The 18,198-nt window shown below is 70.9% G+C and carries 19 protein-coding genes; 12 read left to right on the top strand and 7 right to left on the bottom strand.

Annotated features, from left to right (window positions below):
* Positions 1-48 precede the first annotated feature (48 nt).
* Complete coding sequence (locus OHS33_RS12275) at positions 49-1,434, bottom strand: amino acid permease (RefSeq protein ID WP_330330427.1); 1,386 nt, start codon at positions 1,432-1,434, stop codon at positions 49-51.
* A gap of 291 nt (positions 1,435-1,725) precedes the next feature.
* Between OHS33_RS12275 and OHS33_RS12270 the strand changes: the two genes are divergently transcribed.
* Positions 1,726-2,319, top strand: a complete 594-nt coding sequence (locus tag OHS33_RS12270; RefSeq protein WP_330330426.1) for a biotin transporter BioY — start codon at positions 1,726-1,728, stop codon at positions 2,317-2,319.
* An 88-nt stretch (positions 2,320-2,407) separates the two neighbouring features.
* On the opposite strand, the gene OHS33_RS12265 is transcribed toward OHS33_RS12270, so the two are convergent.
* Positions 2,408-3,868 carry an amino acid permease gene (locus tag OHS33_RS12265; protein ID WP_330330425.1) on the bottom strand — a complete coding sequence of 487 codons (1,461 nt, stop codon included), beginning with the start codon at positions 3,866-3,868 and terminating at the stop codon, positions 2,408-2,410.
* A 241-nt stretch (positions 3,869-4,109) separates the two neighbouring features.
* Between OHS33_RS12265 and OHS33_RS12260 the strand changes: the two genes are divergently transcribed.
* On the top strand, positions 4,110-4,595 hold the full coding sequence (locus OHS33_RS12260) for a ribose-5-phosphate isomerase (RefSeq protein WP_330330424.1): 486 nt from the start codon (positions 4,110-4,112) through the stop codon (positions 4,593-4,595).
* 144 nt (positions 4,596-4,739) lie between these two features.
* Complete coding sequence (locus OHS33_RS12255; protein ID WP_330330423.1) at positions 4,740-5,555, top strand: Fpg/Nei family DNA glycosylase; 816 nt, start codon at positions 4,740-4,742, stop codon at positions 5,553-5,555.
* A gap of 8 nt (positions 5,556-5,563) precedes the next feature.
* Here the strand turns inward: OHS33_RS12255 and OHS33_RS12250 are convergent, their stop codons facing one another.
* Positions 5,564-6,799, bottom strand: coding sequence for a GNAT family N-acetyltransferase (locus OHS33_RS12250; protein WP_330330422.1), 1,236 nt, complete (start codon positions 6,797-6,799; stop codon positions 5,564-5,566).
* Between the two features lie 131 nt (positions 6,800-6,930).
* Here OHS33_RS12250 and OHS33_RS12245 point away from each other — a divergent pair, with 131 nt between their 5' ends.
* Entirely contained in the window at positions 6,931-8,058 is a 1,128-nt protein-coding gene (locus tag OHS33_RS12245) for a PP2C family protein-serine/threonine phosphatase (RefSeq protein ID WP_330330421.1), read from the top strand.
* Positions 8,059-8,213: 155 nt separating this feature from the next.
* Positions 8,214-9,026, top strand: a complete 813-nt coding sequence (locus tag OHS33_RS12240) for an ABC transporter ATP-binding protein (RefSeq protein ID WP_330330420.1) — start codon at positions 8,214-8,216, stop codon at positions 9,024-9,026.
* A gap of 178 nt (positions 9,027-9,204) precedes the next feature.
* Here the strand turns inward: OHS33_RS12240 and OHS33_RS12235 are convergent, their stop codons facing one another.
* Positions 9,205-9,732: an AAA family ATPase gene (locus OHS33_RS12235; protein ID WP_330335020.1), complete on the bottom strand. Its 528-nt coding sequence runs from the start codon at positions 9,730-9,732 to the stop codon at positions 9,205-9,207.
* Complete coding sequence (locus OHS33_RS12230) at positions 9,729-10,154, bottom strand: DUF4232 domain-containing protein (RefSeq protein ID WP_330330419.1); 426 nt, start codon at positions 10,152-10,154, stop codon at positions 9,729-9,731. The genes OHS33_RS12235 and OHS33_RS12230 overlap by 4 nt, the downstream gene beginning before the upstream one ends.
* Before the next feature lie 662 nt (positions 10,155-10,816).
* Between OHS33_RS12230 and OHS33_RS12225 the strand changes: the two genes are divergently transcribed.
* The 6 genes from OHS33_RS12225 (at position 10,817) to OHS33_RS12200 (ending at position 15,355) form a co-directional block, all read left to right on the top strand.
* A complete protein-coding gene (locus OHS33_RS12225) occupies positions 10,817-12,298 on the top strand; it encodes a pyridoxal phosphate-dependent decarboxylase family protein (protein WP_330330418.1) in 1,482 nt (493 codons plus the stop codon).
* Entirely contained in the window at positions 12,295-12,771 is a 477-nt protein-coding gene (locus OHS33_RS12220) for an HD domain-containing protein (protein ID WP_330330417.1), read from the top strand. The genes OHS33_RS12225 and OHS33_RS12220 overlap by 4 nt, the downstream gene beginning before the upstream one ends.
* 134 nt (positions 12,772-12,905) lie before the next feature.
* Positions 12,906-13,100, top strand: coding sequence for a hypothetical protein (locus tag OHS33_RS12215; protein WP_330330416.1), 195 nt, complete (start codon positions 12,906-12,908; stop codon positions 13,098-13,100).
* 185 nt (positions 13,101-13,285) lie between these two features.
* Positions 13,286-14,281 (top strand): hypothetical protein, encoded by a 996-nt coding sequence (locus tag OHS33_RS12210; protein WP_330330415.1) that lies wholly within the window; start codon positions 13,286-13,288, stop codon positions 14,279-14,281.
* A gap of 44 nt (positions 14,282-14,325) precedes the next feature.
* Positions 14,326-14,772 (top strand): NUDIX hydrolase, encoded by a 447-nt coding sequence (locus tag OHS33_RS12205; RefSeq protein ID WP_330330414.1) that lies wholly within the window; start codon positions 14,326-14,328, stop codon positions 14,770-14,772.
* Positions 14,738-15,355, top strand: a complete 618-nt coding sequence (locus OHS33_RS12200) for a hypothetical protein (protein WP_330330413.1) — start codon at positions 14,738-14,740, stop codon at positions 15,353-15,355. The genes OHS33_RS12205 and OHS33_RS12200 overlap by 35 nt, the downstream gene beginning before the upstream one ends.
* A 401-nt stretch (positions 15,356-15,756) precedes the next feature.
* Here the strand turns inward: OHS33_RS12200 and OHS33_RS12195 are convergent, their stop codons facing one another.
* Together OHS33_RS12195 and OHS33_RS12190 are read right to left on the bottom strand one after the other, a co-directional pair.
* Entirely contained in the window at positions 15,757-16,026 is a 270-nt protein-coding gene (locus OHS33_RS12195; RefSeq protein WP_330330412.1) for a hypothetical protein, read from the bottom strand.
* Between the two features lie 624 nt (positions 16,027-16,650).
* Entirely contained in the window at positions 16,651-16,893 is a 243-nt protein-coding gene (locus OHS33_RS12190) for a hypothetical protein (protein ID WP_330330411.1), read from the bottom strand.
* Between the two features lie 293 nt (positions 16,894-17,186).
* Here OHS33_RS12190 and OHS33_RS12185 point away from each other — a divergent pair, with 293 nt between their 5' ends.
* On the top strand, positions 17,187-17,972 hold the full coding sequence (locus OHS33_RS12185) for a hypothetical protein (RefSeq protein WP_330330410.1): 786 nt from the start codon (positions 17,187-17,189) through the stop codon (positions 17,970-17,972).
* Positions 17,973-18,198 lie beyond the last annotated feature (226 nt).

Here is an 18,198-nt window from a genome sequence, read left to right as displayed (position 1 = left end):
CAAGTGATCATGCGCCCGCGGTGACGGCATCAGGAACGGGCGACGGCATCAGGAGCGGCCGGCCCGGATCTCCCGCGCCCACGCCACCAGCAGCACCACCACCGCCGCGCCGCCCGACCACAGGAGCTGCGGCCTGGCCGAGTCGTCGAACAGCATCAGCACCAGCACCGCCGCCATGCCGGCCAGCGCCACCCAGGTCAGGTACGGGAAGCACCACATCCGCAGGGTCAGCCGCTCCGGCATCTCCCGCTCGATCCGGCGCCGCAGCTTCAGCTGCGAGACCGCGATCAGCGCCCACACGAACAGCAGCACCGCGCCGACCGCGTTGAGCATGTAGAGGAAGACCGTGTCGGGCCACAGCAGGTTCAGCACCACCGACACGAACCCGAAGGCCACCGACGCGAACACCGCGCGCCGCGGCACCCCGCCCGGCGACACCGTCAGCAGCGCCCGGGGCGCCTCGCCGCGCTCGGCCAGCGAGAACACCATCCGCGAGGACCCGTAGAGATTGGCGTTCAGCGCCGACAGCAGTGCCACGAACACCACGATGTTCATGATCTGCCCGGCGCCCGGGATGCCGATCGAGTCCAGGACGGCGACGTACGGGCTCGCTCCCGCCTTCATCGCATCCCACGGCAGCAGGGTCACGATGACCAGCATCGACCCGATGTAGAAGAAGAGGATGCGCCACACCGCGCTGCGCACCGCGCGGGCCACCGAGCGGGCCGGGTCGTCGGACTCGGCCGCCGCGATGGTGACGACCTCCAGGCCGCCGAAGGCGAAGACGACGGCGAGCATGCCCGCGATCACCCCGCTGAACCCGTTGGGCGCGAAACCGCCGTGACCGGTCAGGTTGGTCATGCCGACCGGATCGGTGTCCGGCAGCAGGCCGAAGACCGCCAGCGTGGAGAGCACCAGGAACAGCACGATCGCGCCGACCTTCAGGGTCGCGAACCAGAACTCGAACTCGCCGAAATTGCGCACGGCGGCCAGGTTGCTCGCGGTGAAGACCACCATGAAGATCAGCACCCAGGCCCACTGGGCGATCCCCGGCACCCAGCCGTTCGCGATCTTCGCGGCGCCAGTCGCCTCCACGGCCAGCACCACGACGAGCAGGAACCAGTACAGCCAGCCCGCCGAGAACCCGGCCCAGCGGCCCAGCGCCCGCTCCGCGTGCACGGAGAAGGAGCCCGACGCGGGCAGGGCGGCCGACATCTCGCCGAGCATCCGCATCACCAGCATCGCGAGGACGCCCGCGAGCAGATACGAGACGACGATCGCGGGACCGGCGATGGTGATGCCCGCGCCCGAGCCGACGAAGAGCCCGGCGCCGATCACACCGCCCAGGCCGAGCATGGTCAGGTGGCGCTGCTTGAGCCCGTGGCCGAGGGGTTCCGGCTCCTGGGCGAGTTCCGGCAGGGGTGCTTGTGACATTTCCACAGTGTCCCCGAGCGGGGTGTGGCGACGCAAAACGGCTGACTTATGGCCAAAGTCGTTGGTGACCCAGGTCACTTCACCCCTTAGGGGGTTCCTGGGAGGCCCTCTCTTTGTGGAATCTCCACCAAGCGGGGGATCACCGCTTTGTCTCCGCGCGACGCCGGGCGGGCCGGGGGCGCGGGACTAACGTCACGTTGACCGGCCCGTTCGGCCGGTCCGCCCAGCCCTGTCACATCCCGTCCCGCCCCGTCCTGTCCCGTTCCGCAGTACCCGACCTCCGGAGTCCCGATGAGCACCGCTTCCGTTCCGACGACCGCCGCCTTCCGGCCCGGTGCCGTCCTCGCCGACCTGCTCCCCGCGAGCCGGGTCCGTGACATCGCGCTCGTCGTCGGCGGAGCCGCGCTGACCGGCCTCGCCGCGCAGATCGCCGTACCGGTCCCCGGCTCGCCGGTCCCGGTCACCGGGCAGACCTTCGCGGCCCTGCTCGTCGGCACCGCCTTCGGCGCCCGCCGCGGCTTCCTCTCGCTCGCGCTCTACGCCCTGGTCGGCATGGCCGGGATGCCCTGGTTCGCCAACGGCACCTCGGGCGCGGGCGGCGCCTCCTTCGGCTACGTGCTGGGCATGCTGCTCGCCGCGACCGTCGTCGGCGCCCTCGCGCGCCGCGGCGCCGACCGCTCGGTGCTCCGCACCGCCCTGACCATGGCGGCGGGCTCCGCGGTCATCTACGCGGTGGGCGTCCCGTACCTGGCCCTGTCCACCGGGATGTCCTTCGGCGCGGCCGTCGCCGCGGGCCTGACCCCGTTCCTGATCGGCGACGCGCTCAAGGCCGTCCTCGCCATGGGGCTGCTCCCGGCCTCCTGGAAGCTGGCCGGCCGCGGCTGACCCGGCCGCGGTTGACCCGTACGTGGCGTACGAACACGGCGGCCCCGGACCACTCAGTGGTCCGGGGCCGCCGTGTTCATCCGTACGGTCAGACGCTCGCGGCGTCCTGGAGCTCGTCCTGCTTCGCGTCCTTGCGGCGCTTGAAGTCGAGCGCCGTGCCGATGGCCAGGACCACGGCGGCGACCAGCAGCGAGAGCAGGACCACCTCGCGGTTGTCGTCGTCGAAGAGCATGTAGACGAGGACGAAGCTGATCATCGCGGCGGTCAGCCAGGTCAGGTACGGGAAGAACCACATCTTCACCGTCAGCTTCTCCGGCGCCTCGCGGAGCAGGATCGCGCGCATCCGCAGCTGGGTGAAGCAGATCGCCAGCCAGACGAAGAGCGCGATGGCGCCGGAGGAGTTGAGGAGGAAGTTGAAGACGGTGTCCTTGAAGGCGTAGTTGAAGTAGACGGCGATGAAGCCGAAGACCACCGAGCCCAGGATCGCGGCGACCGGGACGCCGTTCTTGGAGACCTTCGCGAAGATCTTGGGGGCGTCACCGCGCTCGCCCAGCGAGAACGCCATGCGGGACGCGGTGTAGAGGCCCGAGTTCAGGCAGGACAGCACGGCCGTCAGGACGATCACGTTCATGATCTGGCCCGCGTGCGCGATGCCGATCGAGTCGAGGGCGGCGACGTACGAGCCCTTCTCGGTGATCGACTTGTCGTTCCACGGCAGCAGGGTCAGCACGATGAAGATCGAGCCGAGGTAGAAGATGCCGATCCGCCAGATCACCGAGTTGGTGGCCTTGGTGACCGCGCGGCGCGGGTCCTCGGACTCACCGGCGGCGAGGGTGACGATCTCGCTGCCCATGAAGGAGAAGACGACCATCAGGACACCGGTCAGGACCGATCCGATGCCGTTGGGCATGAACCCGCCGGTGTCGGTCAGGTGCGCGAAGCCCGCGCCCGGGTTGTCCGAGCCCGGCAGCACGCCGAAGACGGCCAGCATGCCGACGATCACGAAGCCGCCGATGGCGACAACCTTGATGCCCGCGAACCAGAACTCGAACTCGCCGTACGAGGCGACCGAGCCGAGGTTGGTGACGGTCAGGACGACCATCACGATCAGCGCCCAGGCCCACTGCGGGACGGCCGGGACCCAGCTCTCCAGGATGCTCGCGCCGGCCGTGGCCTCCACGGCCAGGACGACGACCCAGAAGAACCAGTACAGCCAGCCGATGGAGAAACCGGCCCAGCGGCCGAGCGCCCGGTCGGCGTACGCGGAGAAGGAGCCGGAGTTCGGGCTGGCCGCGGCCATCTCACCGAGCATCCGCATCACGAAGACGACCATCGCGCCGACCAGCGCGTAGGAGATCAGGATGGCGGGACCGGCCTTGGCGATGCCGCCGCCGGAGCCGACGAAGAGGCCGGCGCCGATGACGCCGCCAATGGCGATCATGGACAGGTGGCGGTTCTTGAGACCGGCCTTCAGACCGTCGGAGGGCTGGGTGTCACCGGGTTCACCGGTGGAGCCGCCTGACTTCTGAAGGGTCGTCGTGGAGCTCATGGACGAATCCTTAGGTTCTCGGGTTACGAGCCCCGGCATTCAAACCCGGGATGAACGCAGGACGGAAGACCTGAATCCGGATCGTGTCCGTAGGACGAACGTCCGGGACCAAAGACCCGGACCCCTTCACCCCGCCCCAACTGCGTCCTTTGGGTTTACTTGAGCTTTAGAAGTGACTTACGCGACATCGCCCCGGCACCCCTTGCGTGCCGTCCCGGGCCCTCGTGTCACACTCGTGCCCATGCGCGTCTACCTCGGCTCCGACCATGCCGGCTACGAACTGAAGAACCACCTCGTCGAGTGGCTCAAGGCCCAGGGCCACGAGGCCGTCGACTGCGGTCCCCACATCTACGACGCCCTGGACGACTACCCGCCGTTCTGCCTGCGCGCCGCGGAGCAGACCGCCGCGGACCCGGACAGCCTCGGCATCGTCATCGGCGGCTCCGGCAACGGCGAGGCCATCGCCGCGAACAAGGTCAAGGGCGTCCGCGCCGCGCTGGCCTGGAGCGAGCAGACCGCCGCCCTCGGCCGCGAGCACAACAACGCCAACGTCATCTCCATCGGCGGGCGCATGCACACCGCCGAGGAGTCGACGAAGTTCGTCGAGATCTTCCTGGCGACCCCGTACTCCGACGAGGAGCGCCACACCCGCCGGATCGAGATGCTCTCCGCCTACGAGACCACCGGCGAGCTGCCCCCGATCCCGGCCCACCACCCGCAGGGCTGATTCCGCCCCGCACGCCCGTAACGCCGTACGGCCGTGGCGTCGTACGCCCGTAACGCCGTACGCCCGTAACGCAGCAAGAAGACGGTGCCGCCGGGATCCCCGGCGGCACCGTCGCGTCCGCCGCACGCACACAGGAGCAGCGCCGTGCCCGAGGGGCATACGATCCACCGCCTCGCCCAGGACCACGCCGAGCGCTTCGCGGGCCGGGCGCTGCGCGTCAGCAGCCCCCAGGGCCGCTTCGCCGAGAGCGCGGCCCTGCTCGACGGCCGGGAACTCGACACCGCCGAGGCGCACGGCAAGCACCTCTTCCTCGGCTTCGACGGCCCCGCCGGGGACTGGGTCCACATCCACCTCGGCCTCTTCGGCAAGTACGGCTTCGGACCCGTCCCCGCCCCGCCCGCCACGGACACCGTGCGGCTGCGCCTCGTCGGCCGCGAGCAGTACGCCGACCTGCGCGGCCCCACCACCTGCGCGCTGATCACCGGCGCCGAGAAGCAGGCGATACACGAGCGCCTCGGCCCGGACCCGCTGCGCCCCGCCGACGACCCCGACCGGGCCTGGGCGCGGATCTCCCGCTCCCGCACCACCATCGCCGCGCTCCTCATGGACCAGAAGATCGTGGCGGGCGTCGGCAACGTCTACCGCGCCGAGGTCCTCTTCCGGCACGGCATCGACCCCTACCGGCCCGGCCGGGACATCACGCGCGCCGAATGGGACGCGATGTGGCGCGACCTCGCCGCGCTGATGCGCGAGGGCGTCCGGCTGAACCGCATCGACACCGTCCGCCCGGAGCACACCCCCGAGGCCATGGGCCGCCCGCCGCGCGTGGACGACCACGGCGGCGAGGTCTACGTCTACCGCCGCGCGCACCTGCCCTGCCTGCTGTGCGGCGGCGAGATCCGCACCGCCGACCTCGCCGCCCGCAACCTCTTCTGGTGCCCGGGCTGCCAGCCCAGGTAGCCCGGGTGCTAGAACCCGTGCGGGAGCCAGGGCGCCAGGTCGCTCACGAAGGCCCGGGAGGCCTCCGCCAGCGCGCCCGGCCGCAGCTCGGTGACCAGACCCGCGCCCGCCAGTGACGTCAGGGTGACCCCGCCCAGATAGGCCGCGCCCAGCTCCGCCACCGACAGGGCCAGCTCCGCCGGATCCCCGGTCCGCGCGCAGGACGCCCCCTTGGCATCGCCGGTCAGCCGCCAGCGCCCCGCGTTCCACGGGCAGAAGGCGTCCGCCACCTCGAAGACCACGTCCACCGGAGCCCCGTACGTCCGGGCCTCCAGCGCCGCCCCGAGGTCCACCAGACGCACGTGCATCGAGTCCCGGGTGCGCGGCCGCGCCCGGCGCACGTCACTGACCAGGTGCAGCAGCGGATCGTCCACCGGCCGCTTGTGCGCCCGTACCGTCCAGGTCAGGTCGATCCCGAAGACGTACGACCACAGCGCCCCGTACGCCGCCGGGTCCAGCGCGTCGAGGTCCTGGACGTCCACCACCCCGGCCGAACCGGCCGGGTCCCAGTCCGGCCGCACCCGGTAGCGGGCGTAACCCACCACCCGCCCGTCCGTCTCCCGCTCCGCCAGCACGCACTTCAGCGGGGAGCGCCCCGCGCGGTTCGACTCAGGATCGAGCAGCGCCTGCCGCTCCCAGCCCGGCTGCCGCGCCGTCATCCCGGGCCGCCGCGGCACCAGCTCCGCGTACACCTCCTCGCACGCGGCCAGGCCCTTCTCCGGATCCACCAGGCGCAGCCGCACGCCGTCCGTCCCCGGCGGCAGCCGGAGCCCGACCCGGGTCGTGTCGATGTCGACGGCCAGCGCGTACGTCGCCGTGCCGTAGCCGAACCGTCCGTAGATCGCCGGATCCGACGCCGTCAGCACGGCGAGCGGCTCGCCACCCGCACGGATGTCGTCCAGTTGCCGGCGCATCAGCGCGCCGAGCAGCCCCCGCCGCCGGTGCGTCGGCGTCACGCCGACCATGGTCACGCCCGCCGCCGGGACCAGCGCCCCGCCGGGCACCGAGACCCGGAAGGTGAAGGCACCCGCCGAGGCCACGCAGGTCTCCCCGTCCCAGACCCCCAGCGAACGCCCGGTCTCCGTCAGTGACCTGTACAGTTCACGCTCTTCCGCCGCCTCCGGCACACCGCCGAAGGCCAGCTCCAGATGGTCGTACCAGACATCCCATTCTTCGGGCCGCAATACCCGCGTCTCATGAGCCATGGGGCCATGCCTACCAGGGCGATCCATCCCGGTCGACCCGTTTTGGTCCTGAAATCACCGGGCGGTCGGGGGGTACCCCTGCGCGCTCACAGTCAGGATGGATAGGGTCCCGAACAATGGGCGGAGCACGGATGGAGACCCTCACGGCACGGCTGCGGAAGACCTCGCACCGGGTCCGCACAGCCCTGCGCAAATCCGCCGTCGACTACTTCCGCGGTGACGCCTCCGACTGGCTCGCCTTCGGCGGCCTGATCCTCACCGTCCCCGCGATCACCTGGGGCACGCTCCTGCTGCCCGTCTGGTTCTCGCCGTCCGCGCTCGTCCTGCCCATCGTCGCGGGCGGCCTGCTGCTGCGCCCCGCCAGCCTGCTCGCCCTCTACGCCGCCTCCGCGAGCGCGCTGATCGTCGAGGCCCTGGTCCTCGGCCCGTACACCGAAGGGCCCGCCCGGGTCACCCCCGGCACCATCCTGGTCGTCGCCGCCTGCGGCTTCTTCGGGCTGGTCATCGCCCAGTTCCGCAGCCGCGTCGGCGTGCCCTGGAGACGCGGCGGCACCATGCTCTTCGACCTGCGCGAACGCATCCGGGTCCAGAGCAAACTGCCCGACCTGCCGCGCGGCTGGCACCGCGAGATGGCCCTGCGCCCGGCGGGCGGCCAGTCGTTCTCCGGCGACTTCGTGGTCGCCGCCCGGACCAACGCCGGCCGCACCCTCGAAGTCGTCCTCACCGACGTCTCCGGCAAGGGCATGGACGCGGGCTCCCGCGCCCTGCTCCTCTCCGGCGCCTTCGGCGGCCTGCTCGGCTCGCTGCCCCCGCGGGACTTCCTGCCCGCCGCCAACGGCTACCTGCTGCGCCAGGACTGGGACGAGGGCTTCGCCACCTCCATCCACCTCGTCCTCGACCTGGAGACCGGCGACTACGACCTGCTCTCGGCCGGCCACCTGCCCGCCCTCCAGCTCTCCGCGGGCACCGGCCGCTGGCAGGAAAAGAGCGGCGAGGGCCCGCTCCTCGGCGTCTACGACGGGGCCACCTTCGAGGCCGCGCACGGCAACCTCCGCCGCGGCGACGTCCTGATGCTCTTCACCGACGGGCTCGTCGAAACCGCCGACCGCGACATCAGCGAGGGCATCGACCGGCTCACCGGCGAAGCCGACCGCTACGTCGCCTCCGGCTGGGAGGGCGCGACCTGGCACCTGATCGAGAAGGTCGCCAAGGACGTCAACGACGACCGCGCGCTGCTGCTGATCCGCCGCTCGATCTGAGTCCTCGCCCTGAGTCCTCGCTCTGAGTTCTCTGAACTCGTCGGGTGGGGTTTCCCCCACCCCTGACCGGCCCGTTTCCACCATGGCCCGGCCCCCGCCCGCTGCGTAGCGTCAAGGTCACGAGCGGGAACGGCAGACGCGGAAGGCGGCACACCATGGGGTTCGGGCGCGGCAGCGATGGCGAGTGGGACGTGACGGGGGCCGGACACGTCCCGGGGGTCGCCCCCGCCGTGGAACTGAGCGACGTACGCCGCTCCTACGGGCGGGGCGCGGGCACCGTCCACGCCCTGCGCGGCATCGACCTCAGCCTGCCGAGCGGCAGCTTCACCGCCGTGATGGGCCCCTCCGGCTCCGGCAAGTCCACCTTCCTGCAGTGCGCCGCCGGACTGGACCACCCCACCTCCGGCTCCGTCCGCCTCGGCGGCACCGAGATCACCGGCATGAACGAGAACCAGCTCACCGCCCTGCGCCGCAGCCGCCTCGGCTTCATCTTCCAGGCCTTCAACCTGCTGCCCTCGCTCACCGTCGAGCAGAACGTCCTGCTCCCGCTGCGCCTCGCGGGCGGCCGGGCCACGGCGGGCGGCCCCGCCCGCGCCGCCGCCCTGCTCGCCCAGGTCGGCCTCGAAGGCAAGGGACACCGCCGCCCCGGCGAACTCTCTGGCGGCCAGCAGCAGCGCGTGGCCATCGCCCGGGCCCTGGTCACCCGCCCCGACGTCGTCTTCGCGGACGAGCCCACCGGAGCCCTGGACACCACCACCGCGGCCGAGGTCCTCGCCCTGCTCCGGGGCGCGGTGGACAGCCTCGGCGCGACCGTGGTCATGGTCACCCACGACCCGGCCGCCGCCGCCCACGCCGACCAGGTCCTCTTCCTCGCCGACGGCCTGATCGCGGACCGCCTGCCGCGCAGCCCCGCCCACGCGGTCGCGTCCCGCATGACCACCCTCACCCACCCGGCCGCCGCCGCCTGATGTTGCGTACGCCGACCAGCGCACGCCGCAGCCGTCCGCGCAGCGGGCCGTCCGTGTCCGGGTTCAGCGACAGGCCCGCGCTTGCGGCGACCCGGTCCGCGCCCCCGGACACGGACAGCCGGTCCGTCCACAGGTGCTCCGCGAACTCCGGTGCGCGCAGGGCGGCTGGGTCCTGTCGTCACATTCCCGTCTGCCCCGCGGCGTCTGGCACGCACTCTCGCCGCCAGACGCCGCGGGGCCGCCCTTCGGGCGACGACGGCAATGTGACGACAGGACCCAGGGCCCCGTCGAGGCGCGCGACGGCGAAGCTCTCGCGCTTGAGGCCGCGGCCCAGACCGCGCTCGCGGACCCGCCGCAGTACGGTCGCACGCTCGGCCAGCAGGGCGAAGTGCCGTACGTCGTGGCTCCGTTCGCGCAGCCGCCCGACCGTCTCGGCGAAGTAGCGCGGCTCGGTGACAGTCATCGGGACCAGCACCACCCCCGGGCCCGGGTGTCGCGCGGCGGCCAGGTCCAGCACCTCGAACACGCCCTGGCGCCAGGCCGGGAGGTCCTGGAAGTCCCCGCGCAGCGCGGGCGGCCGCGCGCGGTGCAGCCCGAAGCCGATGTGCTCGGGATCGCACACCACACTGCCGGGCAGCCGCCGCAGCAGCTCGTGCGCGGTCTGCGTCTTGCCGCCGCCGAAGGGGCCGTTGAGCCAGACGATCACGGTGCCGTCCTCGCGGGCTGCCACGGGCCGATGCCGAGCTTCCCGGTCGTCCCGAGGTCAAGGGAGTGGACGAGCTCCAACCGCACCGCCGCGTCCCCCGGGCGCGGCACCACCTCGACGTAACGGCCGTCGACCGCGGCCCCGTCCGTGACCGTGTTCCGCCACAGCAGCGGGAAACTCGCGCTCTCACCCGGCATCAGGACCACCGGCTCCGGGGGTCGGTCCATGCCGGGCACGCCCGTGCTGATCCCGCCCGAGCCGTGCACCACCGCCACCCGCGCCACCGGCCGCGCATCCGCGTCGAGCACCCGTACCTCGGGGTAGCCGTCCAGCCGGTAGGCCTGCGTCCCGCAGTTGACCAGCCGCAGCCCCCCGGCCCGCAGCCCCATCGCCGCGTCCTCCTGCTCCTCACTGAGCCGCACCCCACCCCCGGAACACACCTCACCCGACGCACCCCGCCCACCGGGCCAACCCCCCTCAGGCGCAGCCCGTCCACTGGGCCCGCCCGCACCCGCCCGCCCACTCGGCCCGCCCCCCTCCGCGGCGGCCCGACCACCCGGCCCACCCTCCGCCTCCCGGCTCGGCCGACCATCCGGCCCGCCCACCGCCTCCCGGCTCGGCCGAACGGTCGCCCCGCCCACCGGCTCCGGCGCCGGCGGCGTGTCACACCCCACCAACACCGCCGCCAACACCCCCACCCCGACCACGCCCGTGCACATCCCCCACGCCCGCTTCCCCGTCATACACCGACCCTACGACGCCCCCACTCCACCCCCAGCCGCACCACAACCCCCACTCCCCACCGGGCCCCGACCCCGACCCCGACCCCGGGTCCCCGCTCCTGGCCCGGCCCGGCCCGGCCCAGCCCCGGCCCCGGCCCGCGCCGGTACGGCGCTCCGCTCCCCGATGCCGGGCCCCTGGCCCGACCCCCCGGCCCCTGGCCCGCCACCGGCACGGCACACGGCACCCCGGCCCCCGACGCCCCACCCCGCCCGCTCCGGCGGCCCTCGCGGCCCCGCCCCACCCGGCCACTTCGCGGTGATTGGACCGGGTCCCGCGCACGTGACCGGCCTAGCGTGCCCCCATGGATCCCACGCTCGCCGCCGATCTCGCCGACCTCCCCGCACTGCTCGACGCCACCCGCCGCGCAGCCGCCGACACGCTGGCCACCCTGGCCGAGCGTCCCGTCGTACCACCGCCCGCCCCAAGGCCGGACGTTCACCCCAGCCCACCGCCAGGTGCACGACCCGGCCCACCGCAAGCCGCGAACCCCGGCCCACCGCAAGCCGCGAACCCCGGCCCACCGCCAGGTGCACGGCTCCCGGACAAGGGCACCGGCCTCGCCGACACCCTCGCCGCCTTCCAGGAACGCTGGGCCCCCCGCTTCTCCGCCTCCGCCGGCCCCCGCTACCTCGGCTTCGTCACCGGCGGCGTCACCCCCGCCGCCCTCGCCGGGGACTGGCTGACCGCCGCCCACGACCAGAACTCCAACTCCGCCCTCGATCCGGCCGGCCAGGACCTGGAGCGCGAGACCACCCACTGGCTGCGCGAACTCTTCGGGCTCGGCGACGCCCACACCGGCACCTTCGTCAGCGGCGCCACCATGTCCAACACCACCGGCCTCGCCGTCGCCCGCGAGTGGCTGGGGGAGCGCGCCGGGGTCTCCCCGGCCGAGGACGGCGCGGCCGCCCTCGGCCCGGTCCGGGTGCTGTCCGGCGCCCCGCACTCCTCCATCGCCAAGGCCCTCGCCGTCCTCGGCCTCGGCCGCGCGGCCCTGGTCCCCGTGCCGACCCTGCCCGGCCGCGAGGCCGTCGACCCGGCCGCCCTGGACCGGGCCCTCGCCGACGCCCCCGGCCCCTGCGTGGTCGTCGCCAACGCGGGCACCGTCAACACCGTCGACTTCGACGACCTCCGCGCCGTGGCCGCGCTCCGCGAACGCCACGGCTTCTGGCTCCACACCGACGCCGCCTTCGGCGCCTTCGCGGCCCTCTCGCCCGAGCACGCCCACCTCACCGACGGCCTCGGTGCGGCCGATTCCGTCACCGTCGACCTCCACAAGTGGCTCAACGTCCCTTACGACAGCGCCGTCCTGTTCACCCGCCGCCGCGACCTCCAGGCCCGCGTGTTCCAGAACTCCGCCGCCTACCTCGGCCCGCTCGGCGACCACCCCGACCTGGTCCACCTCACCCCCGAGAACTCCCACCGGCTGCGCGCTCTGGCGGCCTGGTTCACGCTGCGGGCGTACGGGCGCCAGGGCCACCGGGAGATCGTCGAACGGGACATCTCCTGCGCCCGGGCCCTCGGCGCGGAACTGGCCGGCGACCCGGCCTTCACGCTGCTCGCACCGGTCCGGCTGAACGTCGTCTGCTTCACCCTCGCCACCGACCCCACCCCGGCCCGCCTGACCGCCCTGCGCGAGGCGGCGAACGGCGAGGTCTTCGTCACCCCCACCGTCTTCGCGGGAACCCCGGCCCTGCGCGCCGCGTTCTCCAACTGGCGCACCACGCCCGCCGATGTGCACCGGGCCGCCCGGGCCCTGCGCGCCGCCGCCGAGGGGATCGCATGACCGACAGCACACCACTTCCACCGCCCCCGCCCGCGCCCCCGCTCACCCTCACCGAGGTCGAGGCCCTGGCCCGCGCGGCGCACGCGGGCCAGACCGACAAGGCCGGGCGTCCGTACGCCGAGCACCTCGCCGCCGTCGCCGAGGGCGTCCGTATCCGCGGCGGCAGCACCGGGCAGCAGGCGGCGGCCTGGCTGCACGACGCGGTCGAGGACGACGCCCTGAGCCGGGAGTGGCTGGAAACCGCCGCCCTCCCGCGGTCCGTGAAGGACATGGTCCTGGCGGTCACCAAGCGCCCGGGCGAACCGGTCGAGGAGTACACCGCGCGCATCCTGGCCACCCCGGGAGCCCTGCTGGTCAAGGAGGCCGACCTCGCCCACAACGCGGACCCGGCCCGGCTGTCCGTCCTGGACGAGCCGACCCGGCTGCGCTTGACCCGCAAATATGCCCGCGTGCGGTCCCTGCTCGGCCTCTGAATCCGGCCCAGTTGGCAGAAAGGGTCGTCACCGGGCGGATAGCCGGGGCCCGTTGGTGGCACGATGTTCCTGGGGGACGCGCGTGGCCGCGCGCCCTCGGGCCGACCAGGGGACGACCGAAGGTGTGATCAGTAGTGGCCATTTCGCTGTCAGTGGTGGTTCTGTTGGCGGTCATCCTGGTGGTGCTGATCCGCGGCAACCACATCAAGACGGGCCCCGCGCTCGTCGCCGCCCTCTTCGGGTTCTTCCTGGCCTCCAGCTCCATCGCGCCGGACGTGAACCGCTTCCTCAACTCCCTCGCGGACACGATCGCAGGCATCAAGCTCTAGCCCGACTCCCTATTCCGCTTGATCGAATTCACCCGCGGTCAACACCGCGGGTCAACAGATAACCAAGAGGCCGGGAGCGCGCCCCGGGGCCCCCGCACATCCGCTACGCTCGCCACTCGCACGGGATATGCCCCGTCACCGCACGGGAGTGGTCGGTCTGGTGTGCGTGGGACGGGGTGTGCGCGATGGCTGACCTGATATCCAGGGGAACGGCCGCCCGCAGGTTCGCCGCCCGTTATGCCTTCGGCCTGGGAATCGTCGTATGCCTCGCCAGCGGCGCGTATCTGACCATGACCAACACCGCGGACACCGTGCCGCAGAAATTGTCCGACCTGGGTGTCAGTCTGGTCGGCTCGGCCGTATTCGCGGTGGTCTTCGCCCTGCTCAGCGACCGGGAGAACAGGTCCCTCATCCGGTCGGAGATCTCCTTGAACTTCCTGGAGCATTCGCGGTCCATGCTCCGCGAATGGCAGAGCGACAACGGCCTCTACCTCCCCGACGCGACCTATCCGGCGACCGACGGATTCGACCGCGCGTTCAACACCGCGCTGATGGAGGCCTTCGAGCGGAGCTCCTCCTTCTACTTCCGCGGTACGAGCGCCAAGTACCTGCCCGCGCGGATCAAGGCGTCCCGCCGGTGCCCGAGTTCGGTGAAGGTCTTCATCCCGGGCCCCACGGCCGCCGCGGCGGTGCGGACCCGGGTCGCGGACCGGCTCAAGAACCCGAAGTACGCGGCGAGCAACGCGGGTGAGCTGTTCGACGCCCTGCTGGAGGAGATGATCTCCTCCTTCGTCGGCCTCTACGACTGCCGGGCGTACTGCTCGGTCGACGTCGCCTTCAGCCCCGACACGTCGGTCACCCGCGTCGAACTCACGGACAGCCGTGTCTTCGTGAGCTGGTTCCACGCCCCCGACGCCGACCGGCGTCCCTTTCCCCTGACGGTGGCCTTCCGCCCGGGCTCCTTCGCCTACCAGGTGCACCGGCTGGACCTGGTCCGCAGGCACGACATCGCGGACGACGTCATCCACATCAGGAGGGACCTGACCGAGCGGGAGATGTGCGATCTCCTCTCGTCCCGCTTCGCACGGCCGTTTTCCCCGGCCGACCTGGCCCGGTACAGCGAGGCGTACTGGAGGGGCATGGAGGGATTCCTCGATTTCCTCAGAACCACCAACGCATGACACGGACAACCCACACGAACGAACAAACCCAGGGAGCTCCAGAAGTGAAGTTCATCGTTCTCGTCGGCGCCATCCCGGTCATCGACGGCCATGTCCTCGTGCTGCAGCGCAGCATGTCGGAGAAGTTCATGCCGGGCGCGTGGGGGCTGCCCTGCGGAAAGATCGAATTCGGCGAAGACCTCGAAACAGCCGTCCTGCGCGAACTGCGCGAGGAATCCGGAATCACCGGCACGGTCCGGCGGATCGTGGGCTATTCCACCTTCATGAGCCAGAAGGACGGCGAGGAAGTCCACAACGTCCAGGTCAACTTCGAGGTCGAGGCCCCGGACAAGGAAGTCGTACTGGACCGCTCCAACCAGGACTTCCGCTGGGTACGGCTCGATGAACTGAGCGAATCCAAGCTCGACGACTTCACGGTCAACACCATCAAGCAGGTCTTTCGGACGGAGATTCCGCATGGGGCGTTCAGCCACGATGGGAGCACTGTTTAGCTCCTGGGAGGCCGCGGCCTCACGGTTCGGCGAAGAAGACCTGCTCAAAAGCGTGCGGGCCGACATCTGCGACACGGACGACGTGCTGAACGCCGTACGCGAGGAGATGTCGGCCCTCTCACCGGCAGGCCGCGACCTGCTCATGGTCCGCTCGGTCGAGACGCCCACCCACTTCAAGTGGTGCCTGGCCGGCGGCGAACACCGCGGCCTGCGCGTCTGGCTGCACACCTACAAACCCTGGATCCCCGGCGAGGACCGCCACGCCGCCTCGATCCACGACCACCGCTACTCCTTCGTGAGCGCGGTCCTGGCCGGAGAACTGCGCGAACGCCGCTGGCGCATCCACGAGGGCCGCATCACGGCGGCCGGCGACCACCGCCGCCCGAGCGGCGAGACGTACGCGATCGCCCACTCCGAGATCCACTCCCTCGGCGCGGTCGCCCCGGGCACGGCCACCCTCCTGGTCCAGGCCCCGGCCGCGAAGCCGTTCAGCACGGTCTACGACCCCGCTTCCCGCCAGGAGAAGGCGAAGCACTTCGACCTGGCCCACACCTTCACCCACCTCCCCCTCCTCACCCCCTGACCTCCCCGTCCCCGCCCGCCTGCCGACCTTCCCCGAGTCTCCCCCCCCCAAGAGGCCCTCCCCTCCGGGCACGCGGGGGAGACACGGCCCGCAGCGCTCTGGGAGACAGCGGTGATGAGGGGTATAGGTGGTTGCGGCACGTCGCTGCCGCATCGCAGGATGCCCACAGGGGGCGGCGATGGAACGGCATCAGTTGGAACGGCTACTGGCCGGCGATGATGCGGCATCCGTTGCTGCCCTGGCCGCCCTCCGGTCCGGCGGTGCCCACGATGTACCGGATCGGGCTTCTTCCTCGAAGCGGCACGCAGGCGTCTTCGGAGGACGGCAGCGCGCTGGTGGCGTGTGCGGGTGTACGCCGGGCCGTCGGGTGCCCACCGCGGTAAGGAACTCGACCGGCGCGCTCAGGCGTCGCCCTGAGATGACTCAAGGCCTTGCATGACCTCATCATGGAAGGCGAGTTCGGCGGCTCGGCAAGACGCAGTGAGGAACATCCTCTGCGCCTCGCCAAGGTCGCACCCGGCGACCCGCATGGTCACCATGACCGCGTCCACGCCGGCACAGCCGGCCTTCTTCAGGAACTCCTGTAGGGCGTCGCCGTCATGGTTCCCCGCCCAGACAGGCCGCGCCGTCGAGGCCAGGTCGGCGATGCGGGCCTTGCGCTCCGCGTCCACAGTGGTGCCCCTTCTTATCGCGAGGAGCGATGCCTCCTCGGCGCTCGCTGGCATGTCCGCCCGGAACGGCGACCCGCTCGGCTGCTCGCGTGCCGAGGAACCGCACCTTGATGGAGCAGGGAAACTCTTGCCGCGCTACGGTCCTGTGGCGGCAAGAGTGGTCCTGTCGGCCTCAATGCGTGCGAGCAGCTCGGGCAGTGAGCACTCGGTGCGGGCATTGGTGATCGGGTCGAAGTCCGTTACCTCGGAAGCTGTGGCCAGGTAGTCGGAGGGTGCGATTCCCACGCTTCCCGCAGGCTCCACCCGGCCTGGACTTCGGCACTCTGCCCGTCTGCGGACGACACTCGCAGCCATGCTCTGCACTGATCGGAGAAGTCGTACGGAAGGTAGGCCGTGCCGCCCCCATCCGTGAGCCGGGCTACTTGGGTGATCCACTGGTCCAGCAGGCGCGCGAGCCTTGGGCCCAGGCCGCCGGGGGCCTGGGGGGAGTCATCGATCGCGAAGTAGTACGAATCGCATTTCTGCCGGTGAGGGCCGATGCGCAGTCGGAGATCGTTGTGAGCCCCTCGCGTACGGACACGCTCGAAATGCAGGGCGACGTCTGCGTCTGTCATGGGCGTCTCTTCAGCGCGGGCACTCGACGCCGGGATCGGCGGTCGGCGGCGGGACCTCTCGCCAGTCGGTGACGGGCTTGGTGCGGAACATGCCGCGGTAGACCTCGCGGGTCAGGACGACGGCTCCCTCGCCGTACTCGTGTAGTTCCCCGAAGGCTTCCGCCGCGGACTCGTAGACGAACTTCCGCCCCTTGGCGTTGCGGATGATCCATTCCCTGGTGTGGCTGACGGCGAGTGCCATACCTGCGCTCATGCGAACCACCTGGACGACGTGCGGTGATCGTACGGGGGAGGTACCTCGTCGTCACCGCATCGGGCACGTGGGGAGCACGGTACTGCGATGTGTCCACCACGGTAACTCTCGCCACCGCAAGCCTCTGGGAAGAGCACGCGGTATACCGGCGGGCCCACTTGGCTGTCTCCCGGTGGTCAAGCTCCGTTCCGTGCTGGATGGTCGGTAGTGACGACGGAGAACGGGAGAGGGACATGCCTCGGTCTGTCCGGCGAACGTGGCGGATTGCAACGCCTTCGTCTGGTACGGAACGGATGTCTGCATGGGCGGCAGTAGCCGGTGCCACCGTTGCGGTGATAGCTACTACGATATCTCTCTTCTCGACGCTTGTCGCCGTCCATACATCCCAGGGAATCGCCGATGCGCAGCAGCAGAATGCGGCGCGCACCGAGATATCTGACTATGTAGTGCAGATGAGCGAGATGGACCGAACGGGTGGATCCGGCCGTAGAAATGAGATCGTCACACTCGCCAGGCAGGTGGACGCCCTGGTCTCTCAGTACGGGCAGAAAAGGCTGAACATCAGCGCATCGACATACAGAGTCATCGGACTTTTCCTGGCACTTTCGACCACGGACCTTGAACTCGCGGCTCGCATGGCTGGCCGGGCAGTGGAACTCGCTGCCCACACGACGCCTGACGGTGCCGGGGTTCCACGGATGGACGATCCGCTCGAAGCGCTCCAAGCCCATCGCGTGCTCGGCGACATCGCCGCCCAAAATCTCAATTTTGACGCGATGATGAAAGAGTACAAGGTGGCGCTGGAAATATCCGAGCAAGAGGGGAAGCGTAACCGGTACATAGCCGTCGAAGCCCGCCAGTACACCCGGGCATACTGGGCCCTGAGCGCGATGATGCTGGTAGATGACCTGCCAAATCCCACAGATGTGCAATGTTTTGAGGTGCGGCATCGCGTGGATATGGCGCATGCGGACTTTGCTGCGCTAAATAAAAACCCTGAGATCGTACGCCGGGCAAAACGGATAGAAGAAAACGTATGCGTTGCGAGGGTTGACCTTTTCGAGCTCAAGAAGGATTGACCTACAAGGACCTCGTACGCGATCTCGCACAGGGCGCCGTCTGCGCAGGCACCTTCACCTCGGTCCGGCTCTCCCGGTGGAACGGACCACCCCGACCTGATCATGGCCCCGGGAACGACTCAGGGCCAGGTTGAGGAAACATCCTCTGACCTGGCCCTGAGCCATACAAGAGCGGGCGACGGGAATCGAACCCGCGTAGCTAGTTTGGAAGATTGCGTACGCACTA

This window comes from Streptomyces sp. NBC_00536 (assembly GCF_036346295.1).
In the GTDB taxonomy this organism is placed as follows: domain Bacteria; phylum Actinomycetota; class Actinomycetes; order Streptomycetales; family Streptomycetaceae; genus Streptomyces.
The sequence above is the reverse complement of the archived record's forward strand: the minus strand, read 5'-3'. Positions and strand labels throughout refer to the sequence as shown.